The organism is Sphingomonas sp. T1 (genome assembly GCF_902506585.1).
In the GTDB taxonomy this organism is placed as follows: domain Bacteria; phylum Pseudomonadota; class Alphaproteobacteria; order Sphingomonadales; family Sphingomonadaceae; genus Sphingomonas; species Sphingomonas aerolata.
In genome coordinates this window covers 3,718,849-3,733,153 of the sequence record NZ_LR733875.1, presented here as the reverse complement: position 1 = coordinate 3,733,153, position 14,305 = coordinate 3,718,849, and the positions used below count along the sequence as shown (strand labels likewise).

Annotated in this window: 13 protein-coding genes and 1 pseudogene; 8 read left to right on the top strand and 6 right to left on the bottom strand. The window is 56.2% G+C overall.

Translation table 11 applies throughout. The annotated features are described in order from the left end of the window. Positions 1-3 precede the first annotated feature (3 nt). From GV027_RS17115 to GV027_RS17105, 3 genes are all read left to right on the top strand, one after another. Positions 4-1,329, top strand: a complete 1,326-nt coding sequence (locus tag GV027_RS17115) for an NAD(P)H-dependent oxidoreductase (protein WP_159512581.1) — start codon at positions 4-6, stop codon at positions 1,327-1,329. Positions 1,330-1,340: 11 nt separating this feature from the next. Further along, on the top strand, positions 1,341-1,889 hold the full coding sequence (rfbC, locus tag GV027_RS17110) for a dTDP-4-dehydrorhamnose 3,5-epimerase (RefSeq protein ID WP_159512580.1): 549 nt from the start codon (positions 1,341-1,343) through the stop codon (positions 1,887-1,889). Positions 1,890-2,017: 128 nt separating this feature from the next. After that, positions 2,018-3,118, top strand: a complete 1,101-nt coding sequence (locus GV027_RS17105) for an NAD(P)/FAD-dependent oxidoreductase (protein WP_159512579.1) — start codon at positions 2,018-2,020, stop codon at positions 3,116-3,118. A gap of 21 nt (positions 3,119-3,139) precedes the next feature. Here GV027_RS17105 and GV027_RS17100 read toward each other — a convergent pair whose 3' ends face one another. Continuing rightward, complete coding sequence (locus GV027_RS17100) at positions 3,140-4,036, bottom strand: glycosyltransferase family protein (protein WP_159512578.1); 897 nt, start codon at positions 4,034-4,036, stop codon at positions 3,140-3,142. Positions 4,037-4,986: 950 nt separating this feature from the next. Here GV027_RS17100 and GV027_RS17095 point away from each other — a divergent pair. After that, positions 4,987-5,946, top strand: a complete 960-nt coding sequence (locus tag GV027_RS17095; protein WP_159512995.1) for an IS481 family transposase — start codon at positions 4,987-4,989, stop codon at positions 5,944-5,946. Between the two features lie 202 nt (positions 5,947-6,148). Here GV027_RS17095 and GV027_RS17090 read toward each other — a convergent pair. Further along, positions 6,149-7,248 (bottom strand): IS3 family transposase gene (locus GV027_RS17090; protein ID WP_159512577.1). Its coding sequence is split into 2 segments (ribosomal slippage): positions 6,149-6,996 and positions 6,996-7,248, totalling 1,101 coding nucleotides; the frame shifts between segments, so codons are not numbered across the junction. A gap of 75 nt (positions 7,249-7,323) precedes the next feature. Further along, positions 7,324-8,283, bottom strand: coding sequence for an acyltransferase family protein (locus GV027_RS17085; protein ID WP_159512576.1), 960 nt, complete (start codon positions 8,281-8,283; stop codon positions 7,324-7,326). A 131-nt stretch (positions 8,284-8,414) separates the two neighbouring features. Between GV027_RS17085 and GV027_RS21500 the strand changes: the two genes are divergently transcribed. Next, positions 8,415-8,639, top strand: a complete 225-nt coding sequence (locus GV027_RS21500; RefSeq protein WP_236559357.1) for a hypothetical protein — start codon at positions 8,415-8,417, stop codon at positions 8,637-8,639. Here the strand turns inward: GV027_RS21500 and GV027_RS17080 are convergent. Both GV027_RS17080 and GV027_RS17075 read right to left on the bottom strand, forming a co-directional pair. After that, a pseudogene (locus GV027_RS17080) lies at positions 8,565-8,726 on the bottom strand (IS5/IS1182 family transposase); the annotation flags it as partial. The gene GV027_RS21500 and the pseudogene GV027_RS17080 overlap by 75 nt on opposite strands. Before the next feature lie 96 nt (positions 8,727-8,822). Further along, positions 8,823-9,236 carry a hypothetical protein gene (locus GV027_RS17075; protein WP_159512575.1) on the bottom strand — a complete coding sequence of 138 codons (414 nt, stop codon included), beginning with the start codon at positions 9,234-9,236 and terminating at the stop codon, positions 8,823-8,825. A 1,047-nt stretch (positions 9,237-10,283) separates the two neighbouring features. Here GV027_RS17075 and ctrA point away from each other — a divergent pair. From ctrA to GV027_RS17060, 3 genes are all read left to right on the top strand, one after another. Continuing rightward, complete coding sequence (gene ctrA / locus GV027_RS17070) at positions 10,284-10,991, top strand: response regulator transcription factor CtrA (protein WP_159512574.1); 708 nt, start codon at positions 10,284-10,286, stop codon at positions 10,989-10,991. A gap of 1,042 nt (positions 10,992-12,033) precedes the next feature. After that, positions 12,034-12,468 carry a hypothetical protein gene (locus GV027_RS17065; protein WP_159512573.1) on the top strand — a complete coding sequence of 145 codons (435 nt, stop codon included), beginning with the start codon at positions 12,034-12,036 and terminating at the stop codon, positions 12,466-12,468. 532 nt (positions 12,469-13,000) lie between these two features. Then, positions 13,001-13,453, top strand: a complete 453-nt coding sequence (locus GV027_RS17060; protein ID WP_159512572.1) for a Crp/Fnr family transcriptional regulator — start codon at positions 13,001-13,003, stop codon at positions 13,451-13,453. A gap of 58 nt (positions 13,454-13,511) precedes the next feature. On the opposite strand, the gene GV027_RS17055 is transcribed toward GV027_RS17060, so the two are convergent. Beyond that, positions 13,512-14,141 (bottom strand): hypothetical protein, encoded by a 630-nt coding sequence (locus GV027_RS17055; RefSeq protein WP_159512571.1) that lies wholly within the window; start codon positions 14,139-14,141, stop codon positions 13,512-13,514. Positions 14,142-14,305 lie beyond the last annotated feature (164 nt).

Below are 14,305 nucleotides of genomic sequence, written 5' to 3'. Positions count from 1 at the left end.
CGGGTGATACTTGTCGATACAGCACTGATCCGCCGGGAAGCGGAGGGGCGGCCAATCCGAGTTGCACTCGTCGGAGCTGGCTTTCAGGGGGCGGCGATTGTTCGCCAGATCGTCACCGCGACGAGAGGAATGCAAATTGTTGGCGTCGTCAACCGCCATGTAGATGCGGCGGTTCGCGCACTGACCGACGTGGGAATTCAGCCTGCGATCCGAACGGGCCAGGTTTCCATTGAAGACGCGATCGCAGCGGGCGAATGCATTGCGACCGAGGATGCGATCGGGATGGCATGCGCGGACGGCGTTGATGTTCTTGTCGAAGTAACCGGTTCAATTGAGTATGCAGCACGTGTTGTAGTGGCCGCAATCGAGGCTGGTAAGCACGTTGTGCACATGAACGCGGAACTGGACGGTACAGTTGGTCCGATACTAAAGGCCAAAGCCGATGCCGCGGGCGTCATTTACACTTTTTCTGATGGTGATCAGCCTGGCGTGCAGATGAATTTGTATCGGTTCGTTGCTGGTCTCGGGGTTAAGCCAGTTTTGTGCGGCAACATAAAAGGTCTGCATGACCCTTATCGAAACCCGACGACCCAGCGCTCCTTTGCGGAAAAATGGGGCCAGAAGCCTGCGATGGTCGCGTCTTTCGCCGACGGTACGAAGATTTCATTCGAGCAGGCTATCGTAGCCAATGGAACGGGATTCCAGGTAGCAAAACGGGGCATGCTCGGTCCGGACTTTTCAGGCGGCGATCCCACGGCGCCGCTAGTCCCACTTGAGGAGACGGTCGCTTCTTTCTCGGACGTCCTTGCTACAGCTGATCGAGGACTCGTCGATTATGTAGTGGGCGCACGGCCCGGACCTGGCGTGTTTGTATTAGGTACGCACGACGACCCACGGCAGCAGCATTTTCTCAACCTCTATAAGTTGGGCACAGGGCCATACTACTGTTTCTACACCCCGTACCACCTGTGTCATTTTGAAGTTCCCACGTCGATAGCTCGCGCAGCGCTTTTCGGTGACGCGGTGCTAGCGCCGATCGGCGGGCCACGCGTAGGTGTAATCGCCGTTGCCAAGATGGACTTAGCACCGGAAACGGTGATCAGTGAATTAGGCGGCTACGAGGCTTACGGCGTTGCAGAAAACAGCGACGTTATCGATGCGGAAAACTTGCTGCCTTTAGGGCTTGCCCTCGGCGCCAAAGTGATCCGACCTGTCCTGAAAGACCGTGCGCTTGTATTCGATGACATTCTGCTTCCTGAGGGACGACTAATAGACCTTCTTTATGCTGAGCAGCGTGATCGCTTCTCAAGCGAAACTCGCAGTTCCTGAGAGACCTAAAAATGATTTACTCTGAAACTCGCCTAAAAGACGCGTGGCTTATCGATATAGAGCCCCGTGGTGATGCCCGAGGCTCGTTCGCCAGAACCTTCTGCCACGACGAGTTCGGTTCACGCGGTATGGTTGCAAATTATGTGCAGCAGAACATGTCTGTATCTGCCCAGAAGGGCACGGTGCGCGGTATGCATTTCCAGCGAGGGCAACATGCTGAAGCTAAGCTTATTCGTTGCACGCGCGGATCAATCATGGATGTGATCGTAGATTTACGCGGCGGCTCGCCAACCTATCTGCGCCACGAAGCGTTCGAACTCTCGGCCGATAACCGCCGGCAACTCTACGTACCTCCGGGCTTTGCTCACAGCTTTCAGACGCTGGCTGACGATATTGAAGTAACGTATCTGGTGTCTGCTCCTTACACACCCTCTGCCGAGGGAGGGGTACGTTACAATGATCCATTGCTGGCGATTAAGTGGCCTCTTCCTATTTCGGTGATTTCAGACAAGGACGAAAATTGGCCCCTTCTCGATCCAGATAACCCATCGCTCTTCTGACGACTTTTTATCTAAGTTTTCCTCCAACCGGTGGCTCCACGTGGGGCAGAACAAGCTCGGCTAAAAGATGCGTAAATCCTTGACCGTCGAAATATTCTCGACAATCCGATCGTGTTTGGGAGGCTTTGGTGGAGCACGTTGAGGTCGTTGTCATCGGCGCAGGTGTTATCGGGCTCGCCGTCGCGCGGGAGCTTGCTCAATCAGGGCTAAATACTCTTGTCGTTGACGGGGAAGCTACATTTGGGACTTGGACCAGCTCGCGAAACAGCGAGGTCATTCACGCCGGCATCTACTATCCACAAGGGACTTTGAAGGAGCGTCTGTGTACTGCGGGACGCGAGATGCTTTATGCCTTCTGTGCCGATAAGGGGGTGCCCCACCGACGAACGGGAAAGCTGATCTTCTCCAACCTTCCCGAACAGTCAACCTCCCTCGACATGATCATGGATCGGGGAAAGGCTGCAGGTGTACACGACCTCATTAGAATAGACGGAAATGAGGTGTTGAGTTTAGAGCCGGCTTTGCCGTGCCACGAGGCAATCTTATCGCCGTCTACTGGCATTATTGACTCGCATGCTTATATGCTTGCGCTGCTCGGAGATGCAGAAGCTGCAGGCGCCACCTTCGTTGCACAAACTTCGATTTCACATTTAGCGAAGCACGCAAAAGGCTGGAGTGTCTATATGCGCGGTGAGGGCGAGCCGGTAATCACTGCAGGCCGTATAGTCAACGCAGCCGGGCTGACTGCACACGTTCTTGCGCGTGCTATAGAAGGCTTAGCGGCTGAAACGGTGCCGCAAGTACGCTTTGCCCGTGGCGTCTACTTTAATTATGGCCCGGTTCCATTTCGCCGACTTATCTATCCGGTGCCAGTTCCCGGCGGTCTTGGAACCCACCTCACTCTCGATATGGCAGGCTCCGGGCGCTTTGGGCCTGATGTCGAATGGATAGATGAAGCTGATTATCACGTTGACCCAACACGAGGCGCAAGCTTCCTGGCAGCAGCAAGATTGATATGGCCCGATATTGATGCTTCCCGTCTTACACCTGGTTACGCTGGCATTCGCCCGAAGCTAAGCGGCCCCGAGGATCCAGCCGCAGACTTTGCAATTCAAGGAGCAGAAGTACATGGCTTGCAAGGACTAGTGAACTTATTTGGAATAGAGTCACCCGGGCTTACTGCCTCATTAGCTATCGCTCAACTTGTCAAGGAGCGGCTTTTGGCCTAAAACTGTTCTGCCTGAAATGCACTAACTATCAGCCCGAGCTACTTGGTGGGGCTGCTCGCTTTTTAAAAAGAGATTCGCAAGCCGATCAAGTTTTGCAATGCGTTCCACATGTTGAGACGTAGGTAACAAGCCAATAGTTGTGAGAATATCACGCCATCGATGTGACCAGTCATGACGCCGAAGAGATTGGTATATATTATTGCGGCGAGCCGCCAAAAGCCGCTCCGGCTCTTGCTCAAGTTCGTCTAAAAATTCCTTTAGGTTCTTCGTTGAAGTCGGCAGATTAATAACGGCGTCTGGCCAGTCAAATAGATCGTTGAATTCGTCACAAAGCGGAGCAGATCCAAGCGTGATAGCGCCTCCGGCTGCCGCTTCAAAGTAGCGCGTCGATAGCGCATCCTCACGGGGCGCTCCCTCCCTATGATATACGCCGAGATCTCGAGGGTTATAGCCTATGGTATACCTGGATCTCTTAAGCAGATTGGCGGTTTGCATGCGGTGTTCCGCAAAGTCTGTAATTTCTCCACCTTTAGCCGTGTCGAATATATAAAAGAATTCGGGATCGGCTTTTGCAAGTCCGAGGAGATGCCGATGGATAGGCGCTGCGCGGCGGCCGAAACTAAAAACGTCAATTACACGCTCTACGCTTGGGATGGGAGGCGTGGCGAGAAGACAATCGGTTGCCGACGGCAGAAACGAGATTGGGACCGTAACATAGCGACTTAGGGTTTCAATACTTTGAGCGTTCAAAACAAAGACATGATCAAAGTCGTTCAGAAGTGCCAACTCGTGACGTGTTTCATGAAGCGCATAAGACCATGTCTCCAAAACATATGCAACCGCAATCTTCGAGTGCTTTCTCCAACCCTTAAGCCGTTCTAGCGCCCCGAGCTCAAGCGGAAATTGGCACATGAACATAAATACGTCATAATCCTGCGCAATCTCTGTTACTGCACAGTTGGAAGTGCGTGGGCGTCCAAGAGCGCGCCTAGTCTGTGATGCAATACGATGCCGTAGCTCGCCAACCAAGAATGGGGCATTGGGCCTAAGGCCTCGTCCAATTGAATATGAGGCCGGTTCGGGTTGTACTGAGTCGCAGGTCTCGATCTGCGATATGACGTTTAGAAAGCCGTATGACTGTCCATTGTAGACCTCGGGCCATGCACGATAATTAGAGGAGATGAGCACTCGGCGTGGGGTTATGAACTCACTGCTCTCCGCGCATATCGTGTCCAAATCCGGTTACCTTTCATCCCAGTGACGGGAACGCGAAGATCGCTGTTAGATAGTGAAAGTTTTGTATCAGAGCGTTGCTCGTGGCTTCTTAGATAGGACAGTCAGCGCTGTCGATGTGTTTCGTAAGCCTGGAAATTGTTAAAGCGCTACAGGTAGTTCGGCGCTATGTAATTCTCTACCAACGCTGGCAGTAGAAAGGAGGGTCCGCTTGTCTTAACAGGCTTGCGCTCTGGATCAGTGGATGGCCGCGAGTTGACTATCTTGATCGTGCCGCCCGCCACCTGCGCGACCGGTCATCGACGTGCCCGACACTTTATTCACCCATGTCGCCCCGCTGGGCTGGGAGCATATCATCCTCACCGGCGACTATCTGTGGAGCGAGATCAACAAACCTCGGGAGCGGTTTTGGCCGGGATCAGCCAATCGCCCTTAGCGTGCGCCCGGAAAGACATTCTGCGATGTCCCCCACCTGCTCGAATAGCATGCGATGCAGGTCGCAAGCGCAGAAGCGGCCGTGCCGGTTCTTGGAAGGCCACGCCGGCAATGTTTCGCCTCCAAGGGCGGAGGCCAGCTAGGTGTTTGATCCCACGGTTTGATGGTGCGATCCTTTCGTTAGAATGGAAGGAAGCCATGTGGGACAGGTACGTCACGGGAGCGCCACGACCACGCACGCCGTCAGAGCAGCAATACAGCGATCGCAAGCTTCGCTCTCGACGTTGAGCCGAGAGCTCGGGATCAACCCGAAGACGGTGGCGAAGTGGCGCAAGCGGGCGACGGTCGAGGATCTAAAGACCGGGCCGAAGGCCCCTCACTCCACGACTCTGACCGAAGCCGAGGAGGCAGCGGTCGTCGCATTCCGGCGTCACACGTTGCTACCGCTGGACGACTGCCTCTACGCATTGCAGCCGTCGATCCCGCATCTGACACGGCCAACGCTGCACCGCTGCCTGCAGCGGCACGGCATATCCCGTCTGCCAGATATTGAGGGCGACAAGCCAAAGCGACAGCGCTTCAAGCGCTACCCGATCGGCTTCTTTCACATGGATATCGCCGAGGTTCAGACAGCCGAAGGCAAACTCTACCTGTTCGTCGGCATCGACCGCACGAGTAAGTTCGCGGTCACCCAGCTCGTCGAAAAGGCTGACAGGCGAACGGCGTGGGAGTTCCTTGAACACTTGCTGAAAGCGGTGCCGTACCGGATCCATACGATCCTGACCGACAACGGCGTCCAGTTCGCTGAGCAGCCGCGCAACCGCAACACCGGCTGGTCGCGGCAGATGCGCTTCGACATGATCTGTGAGGCGAACGACATCGAGCACCGGCTCACAAAGCCGAACCACCCTTGGACTAATGGTCAGGTCGAGCGGATGAACCGCACCATCAAGGAGGCGACCGTTAAACGCTTCCACTACGAGAGCCACGAGCAGCTACAGACGCACCTCGCCGACTTCATGGCTGCGTATAATTTTGCCCGCCGGCTTAAGACGCTCAGCGGTCTCACACCCTACGAATACATCGCCAAAATCTGGACTTCAGAACCAGACCGGTTCATCGTTGACCCGATCCACCAGATGCCGGGACTAAACACCTAGGCCGCATTGAGGTGTCGATACGCAACGGTTCGGTGCAAATCGCGCCGGCCCAGCATTTGACGAAGTGAGCTATCACGCCTTGCGAAGCCGAGGCACCTTTTTTGAGTCAAACCCCAGTAGCCCATCCACCCCTACCTTCCTGATCAGCAGATAATGAGGGTCCCCCGGTTTCTCATCCAACCTGAGGGTGAGTTTCCAGCGTTCATTCGGCCGCCTTTGCGGCCGCTGCAGCAGCATATTCGACCGGCGTCATCCAGCCAAGCGATGTGTGAGGACGGCTCTCGTTATAGTCCTGTCGCCAGGCCTCGATCTTGGCTCGGGCGTCGGCGATGGACAGGAACCAATGCACGTTCAGGCACTCGTCGCGAAGGCGGCCGTTGAACGACTCCACGAAGGCATTGTCGGTCGGTTTGCCTGGTCGGCTGAAGTCCAGCGTCACGCCGTTCTCGTACGCCCAGCGGTCGAGCGCCTTCGAGATGAACTCCGGACCATTGTCCACGCGAATGGTCTTGGGCACGCCGCGGATAGACGAGATCCGTGCCATCGCGGCGACGACCTGTTCGCCCTTGATCCCCTGGTCGACGTCAATCGCCAGCGCTTCGCGGGTGAAGGCGTCGACCACGGTCAGCGCTCTTAACCGCCGGCCGTCGAACAGGGCGTCCGAGACGAAATCCATCGACCACATCTCGTTCGCCGCCAGTGCCGCAGGTTGGCGTTCGCGGTTGGCAGCGCTGACGTTGCGCCTTGGCCTCTTGAGCCGAAGGCTCAGTCCATCATTCCGATATAGCCGATAGACGCGTTTGTGGTTCACGACCCATCCTTCCCGGCGCAGCAGGATGTAGATCCGGAAATAGCCATAGCGCGTCCGCGTCGCCGCCAGATCACGGATGCGCATCACCAGCGGTGTCTGGTCCGGCTTGTGCGAGATGTAGCGCACCGACGACCGCTCGACGCCCAGCGCCGAGCAACTGCGCCGTTCGCTCACGGCATGGGACGCCTGGACGTACGCGACGAGTTCGCGTCGTCGTCCAGGCGTCAGAGCTTTTTTGACAGGACATCCTGCAAAATGTGCTTGTCCAGACTCAGGTCGGCAACCAGCTGTTTTAATTGCCGGTTCTCATCCTCGAGTTGCTTCAGGCGCCTCAGCTCGCCAACCCCGAGACCGCCGTACACCTTCTTCCAGCGGTAGAACGTCTGCTCCGAAATCCCCATCCGCCGGATGACTTCGGCCACCGGTGTGCCGGTTTCCGCCTGCTTCAGCGCGAAGGCAATCTGCTCGTCCGTGTACCTAGATTTCTTCATTTCCAGCTCCTTGCCCGAAGGCTTCTCAAGGCCGGAAAACTCTCGCTCAAAATGGACTAAAAAACAGGGGGGACGTCAATAAATGCCCCAAGAAAGGTACACGCCGATCGCGAACCCTGCAGCGAGTTCGAGCAACGGTGACTGGACGTTGAGCACCCTCAGGGTACGCGGAATAAGAGCGAGGGCAAAAGAGTGGAGGAGGTAGATCGGCAGTGACGCATCGCCCATTCGTGCGAGATGTCTCCCAACTACGGATTTACCGGACCCGGTAACGATCAGGCTGAACGACGCCAGCGCAGCGATGCCCAGTATCGAGACTGGTAGCAAAGCGAACGTCGTCGGGTTTTGCATCCCATACGTGTAAGCGACCAAACACGTAGCGATCCATCCGGCGAGCGCCGCCGCAGCGAACCACTTTGTCCTTATAGTAACCGGGATTGGTTGGATCCCGGCAGCGGCTAGCGCGAAACCGAGGGCAAAAAACGGAGCATGGGCTCCAACTTTGCTGGCAACGTTGGCCTGGAAGAACGAAGCACCCAGCGTCGCAACGAGTGATGCGCCAAGCGCTATGACCAGAAGCAGATATGGGTACTTCCGAAACACGATAGCGACCAACTGCATACAAAGCAGAGCATACAAAAACCAAAGAATATTTATCGGATTCCAGGCTATCCGCGAAAGCGCAGCCGGCGGAACAATATGATTGATGTGGACGACACTCGAGAGCACGAAATTCGTGGCTACAATGATGACAGACCAGAGCAGATAAGGATAAACGATTGCGGGCCATCGGCTTTTTGTAAAGATCGCTGACGTTCGGTTCGCGAGTGATTGCGAGGTAAAATATCCCGCCAGATAAAAGAAGATTGGCATATGAACGGTATAAAGAACGAAGTCTAAGGTGTTGAGCGATAGTTCCAGCGCTCCGGCACGCTTTTCCAACAAACCTCTGTTGATATGTCCGAGAACAACCATCGCTATGGCAATGCCGCGAAGGGCTGATACGGCGTTATTACGGGCGGCAACTATGCTCATGAAAGGAAGCGTATCCGCACCACCGTTACGATATCGTTGCGATAGCTTTGAACCGCCCCAAGCCGCGTGAGCTGTACCGAGATGATGCGGCATACGCGCCAACCTTGCCGCAAATAAAGCGGTTAAGGTTAATGGCCAGCACTTCGGCGTCGACAAGACGCAGGGCGCGCTTCAACATCGCGAAGCATGAGCAGCTACTGGTGGACGGTCACGAGCGTCTGGCCGACGTCGTGATCGAGCAGATCAGCTATGCGACTTCATCCGGTGCTATGACCGCGCCATGGCCGTCCCGTCTCGCTGTAGAACGGCTTGAAATGTTTGCGGATTCCCGACAGGTCGACGAACCGGTCGATTGAACGCAGCATGTGGTCCGCAGGAACATGCCGCTCCAAACTGAAGCTGTAGAACAGCGCTTCTTGCGCTACCGTTCGCTCGCTTATCATCGGCTCGTCTTTGATCACCTTGCGAAGATTGAGTCAGACCGCCGACACTACTGCAAAGCCGACTATTTCAACACGTCGGGCAAAAGCAGAGGCTATTTAAGTCAGAAGCCCTATTAGAACCATTAAGCACCCCATCCCTAAGGTCGTCCATAGTGCCCAGTTTGACATAATTCCGGCAGGTTTCAGCCAACCTAAAACCGCACTTGAGAATGCCACGAAGACGATGCCGGTTACAAGTGCCGCCCGACGCTGCACAGGACCGTCAGGAGTTTGGGGAAGTCCCGTTATAATGAAGATTATAAGGAGCATCGCGAGCATCATGCCACCAGCGCGCTTTAAATGCTCGGCGTATACATAGCTGACGTGCCGAGCCCCCGTACCTTCAGGTGCGAAACGTTCGCGCTCGTCGTTCAGCCATTCATATCGATCAGGTTTCATTCGCAACTCATACAATAAAAGCCAAATATCCGCCATTGGGCGGCTGCGGAACGGTTGCTTTTCGAATGCCACAGTTCAACCCCGATGTATCAAGCAATTCAGAGCAGTTACCCCCCGCTGGAAGGCGAAGCGGGTATGGGTACGTCAGAGTTCGATCCAATTGCAGGCGGACGCCGCCCCTGGAACGGCGGGCGCAAAGTGGGTGCCAAGTGTGCGCTCAAGCCGCAACAGGTCTGGGCCATTCGCTTCTTCCTCGATCAGCATCAGCGACTACGGATTGGGCGGTGCTCGACCTGCCGATCGACAGCAAACTGCGTAGTTGTGATGTAGTGAAGATGAGGATCGGCGACATCGTCCTTGGTGGCTATGTCCGAACCCGGCGATCGTCGTGCAGGCAAAAACCGGCAGGCCGGTGCAGTTCGAGTTGACAGTTTGCCCGAATGGCAAAGCCAAGGCGGTTCTGATGCCGTCATCATTATGCTTCTCCAGCAATGAAGCAATTCTGAGGTTCGGTTGTTACCCAAGGCCGGACGGCTCCTCGCCCGCTCTGGCCTGCCCGCCGTGTGTTTACACGGCGCTTCGATACAGGCCGTTAACTAAATCTTAACCACAAAGCCTTATTCGGTAGACGAGGCCCTGCCTCCCCGTGAAGGGTTCCCTGCTCGTCACGATGCCGCCCCAGCTGGGACGGGCAGGGAGTTTGACTTAAGCTTTAAGTCTTAAAGCCCTCAAGTCATCCGCTTATCGAATAAACGTTAACCGTCGTGCGGACCGCGATCGGCGCGGTCGGGATGATGTCCTCGGCAAGACAAGTAACAACGAACAGCCTTCACCACGGCACGCTGTCGGTATTGTAGACCATTCCCCGGATGATGAGCATTTCGAAGTTGGCCCCCTAGAAGCCTAGGTGTTTGATCCCACGGTTTGATGGTGCGATCCTTCATTTGAATGAAAGAAAGTCGTTTGTGACAAACTCGTCACGCGATCGCTACGGCTACGCAAACCGTCCGAGCAGAAATATTACGCGTCGTTGGCTTTTGGCTTAAAGTTACGGCCGTGTTAACTGTTTCGGGACATAAAGGGTTTACCCGGCGAAACTGGGCCTTCGAGGAGAGAACAATGCGTATCTTACTGATCGAGGACGAGCCGACGACCGCAAAGGGCATTGAGCTTATGCTCTCGGTCGAAGGGTATAACGTCGACACGACCGATCTGGGTGAGGAAGGCGTCGATCTTGGGAAGCTCTACGATTATGATATCATCTGCCTCGACCTGAACTTGCCGGACATGCACGGCTACGACGTGTTGAAGAAGCTGCGTGCAGCTAAGGTTCTGACGCCGGTGATGATCCTCTCCGGTATCGGCGAGATGGACTCCAAGGTCCGCGCGCTCGGCTTCGGTGCCGACGACTATATTACCAAGCCGTTTCACCGCGAGGAACTGATCGCCCGCATCCAAGCCGTCGTGCGTCGTTCGAGGGGACACAGCCAATCGGTTATCCGCACCGGCAAGCTGGGGGTGAACCTGGATGCGAAGACGGTGGAAGTCGACGGTAGCCGTGTCCACGTGACCGGCAAGGAATATGCGATGCTGGAACTGCTGTCGCTACGCAAGGGCACGACGCTAACAAAGGATATGTTTCTCAATCATCTCTATAACGGGATAGAAGAGCCTGAAGTCAAAATTATCGATGCTTTTGTTTGCAAGCTGCGCAAGAAGCTCAGTTTGGCATGTGGCGGTGACAATTACATCGAGACGGTATGGGGACGCGGCTACGTGTTGCGCGATGCGCCAACTACGGAGGCACCTTTCGACATTGCTGCCTGACACAACCAGGCCTTCCTACCGAAATATGGTTAACATCTAGACAGGCCTACGATCGTCCGCCGAATTGCTTCGCAAACATATCACACGCTGATGCAAGATCAGTGATTTCTGCATTATGAAGATGGAGGCATGCTGTGCCTCGCTTAGCAATGACATACAACGCCACGTAACCGGACGAATGGTCAACGCGTCGAACAAAAAGAAAGGCCGGACGATCGCTCGCCCGGCCCCCTTGGACAGTTGTTAGGCTGTGTCAGTTCGGCGTCGTACCGCCGCTGGGGGGCGAGCCTGTCGTTCCCGAGCCACTCATCGTGCCGCCAGTTGTAGAAGTGTCTGTGCCGGTGCCACCCATTGAACCCATAGTCGACGTGCCGTCCATGCTACCGCCCGTGCCATCGGTGCCCATGCTCCTGGTGCCGCTCGTTGTGCTGCCGGCCCCCGACGTACCGCGCGTGCGGCTTTTTGACGACTTACCGCGTGACGAACGGGTTGTGTTTTTGCTGGCCGTGCTGGAACCGCTTGTCGAGGCTCCCGATTGATCCATCGAACCTGACGTCCCCAACTGGCCGCCGCCCATGCTGCCGCTAGTAGTGGAACTACCCATAGTGCCGCCGGATGTCGTGCTCTCGGCCCTACCGGACGTGCCGCCGGCCTGGGCCATGGCAACGCTTGGGATGATGAGGGAAATAGCGGCGATCGAAGTCAGAATGCGCATTTCTTGTCTCCTAAGAAATATTCTAAAGATAGAAGTGTCTGACCTCGAATTGGGTTCCCATGATATATGTCAGTGTAGCATTGGGATAACCCTTGGTGCCGGACAACACTCTTGATCTCGTCCTACGAGTACTAACCTACGTTTAGCAGCATCTGCGCGCGTCCCGCCCGCCAGCTGCCCTCTATGTGGGGATACAAACCTTTTAAGTTTTTTCATCGCAAACGACGCGGGCGGCGTGGCGACTTTTTATCGAGCAAAGGCAATTGGGCTAGAGTAGGGTTCTATCGCGATTCGCGGACCGTAACGTGACGAGGAAGGTGATTAGCTATGGACACTAAGCTTACCTACAATCACCTAGTCACCGAGCATCTAGACATCGAAGCCGCGGCTATTTTGATATGCGACAGCCTTGAAGGTACGGAAACTCTGAGCCGGACCCTGTTCACTGGCTTGGATAATTTGAATAACCTTGTCAAAGCCCACCTCCACAACGAGGAGGCGTTACTAGGCGGCCTCAGCCAGGGTCAAATCAATGATTCCCGACTACAATTATGGATAGCTGCGGCTAACGATTTTGACCGCTTGCGTTCTGATTGGCTGTCATTCCTCGCGGAATGGGACTTAGATACTATCGAGCGCCGGCGCGCCGGATTTGCTATATCTGCAAGGTCGATCTTGGGACGCTTAACCGAGCGCGTCCGCTTTGAAACGGAAACATTCTACGTCGTTGCCGTGCAGAGTGGCGCTCTTCGCCAGCAATAGTCAATGATGATCACATCTGGAGTAACCCACTGATCATAGAAGGCGAGCTCGACTAATTTGCATTCAGCCGAGCGCATAGCGATTTGCTTGCCCAGAATCCTACCGCCCGACAATAGTGCCGCAATATGGCTAACGCGATTCGGCCGCACGAAACCCGCCGCTGCGGTTCCCTCTCCATTATCCCCGTTCAACGAGTATGTATGTAAGAAATACGGTCTCAATCGCGACTACACGACAAACACATGGTAGTCGCCAATGGTGGTTGGCGACGGCGTTTTGCGACGGTCGGGAGGCTGCCGTCTGAAAACACCTATTTATCGCACAGTCGTGATTGCGACTGGGTTTCACATATCTGACCGCTGAATGGCGATAATGGAGAGAAGCGGCCATCCGCTATTGAGGAGCCTGAGGGCGTTAGCGGCCGTCGCCTGACGCTGACGACCGCGGTAGTGGCCGTCGGCTATAAGGCTGCTAAATCCCAACCCGCTAGAATGAGCTTGCTTGTTAAAGTGAATGAAGCTCTGAACTGAGCATGGACCAATTAATTGCCAAGCTGCAGAGGGTTATCGCCCTATCAGATGATGATCGATCAAGCCTGCTAGCGATCTTCAGCAATACGCGTTATTTTAAAAGAGGCCGAGACATCCTACGCGAAGGTGAACAACCCGAACATGTGCATATCATAATCGACGGGTGGGCAGCGCACTGCGTGACTCTAGTAGACGGATCGCGGCAAACCACCGCCTTCCTAATGCCTGGTGATTTTTGCAACGGCGAAACAACGCTTCTAAAGCGCTTGGATCATAGCGTAGTCGCGCTCACGCCGGTGACAATCGGCACTGCAACACGCGAACGCCTGACAGCCCTGCTGCTTGATCGCCCCAATGTGGCGCAAGCGTTCTGGCAGACGACCCTTGTCGATGCGGCAGTGCTGCGGACGTGGTTAGTTGACGTGACCCCCGTTTTTTCCTCCAGTTGGAGCTAGAGTCCGACCCCGGAAAGGGACGGACAGATGAAGCGGAAGCAGTTTTCGGAAGAGCAGATCATCGGCATCCTGAAGGAGGCCGAGGCTGGTCGCCCGCCCCCCGGCCTGCAGCGGCCCCCTCGCGCTCGCCCTTGCCGCGTCCGCCGCCGGCGGCCGGCCGCGTCGGGCCCTGCGCGGGCAGGACCAGGTCGGTCGGGACGGGCGCCAGATCGAGTGCGGCGCGCACGAAATCGCGCAGTGACACGACCAGCGCATGCGTCGGGACCGGGCGGCCTGCCGCAAGTTCGCCCGCGGCCTGCGCCGCCAGCCGGACCTGCTCGTCGGTGCCGAGCAGGATGATGTCCGACAGCGCCGCCTCGACTGCGTCGCGGATCCGCCGGCCGCGGTCCGATCCGGTGTCGATCGCGACATCCGCGGCATCGGCAGGGACCGCCTCGCCCCGGCGACGCAGGTCGCGGCGATGCGCGGGGTCGACCGTCAGCGTGCCCGTGAACGAGCCGCCCAAGGTCTTGTAGGCCGCGATCAGCGTACGCAGCCGTTCGTTGATCTGCCGGTTGATCCGCTCGCGGCGCTGTTGGATCGTCATCATCGTGACGAGGCGGATGCCGACGCCGATCGCCGTCACCAGCGCGAGCCCGAACAGCGTCAGCAACGTGGTCTGCCAGGAACTGAAGTCGATCGTGCGCATGGTCGCTCCGCTATTCCGGGTCTGCGTGAGTCCCGATGCGGCACCAACGCGCATCGCGGGTCGATGCCCCCGGGATATCGTCAGGGCCGCTGGGCGTAGTCCGGTCGACCCGGAAGCCATATCGTGCGATGGCAAGTCTCGTGACGTCGCCGGGAAACGATCTG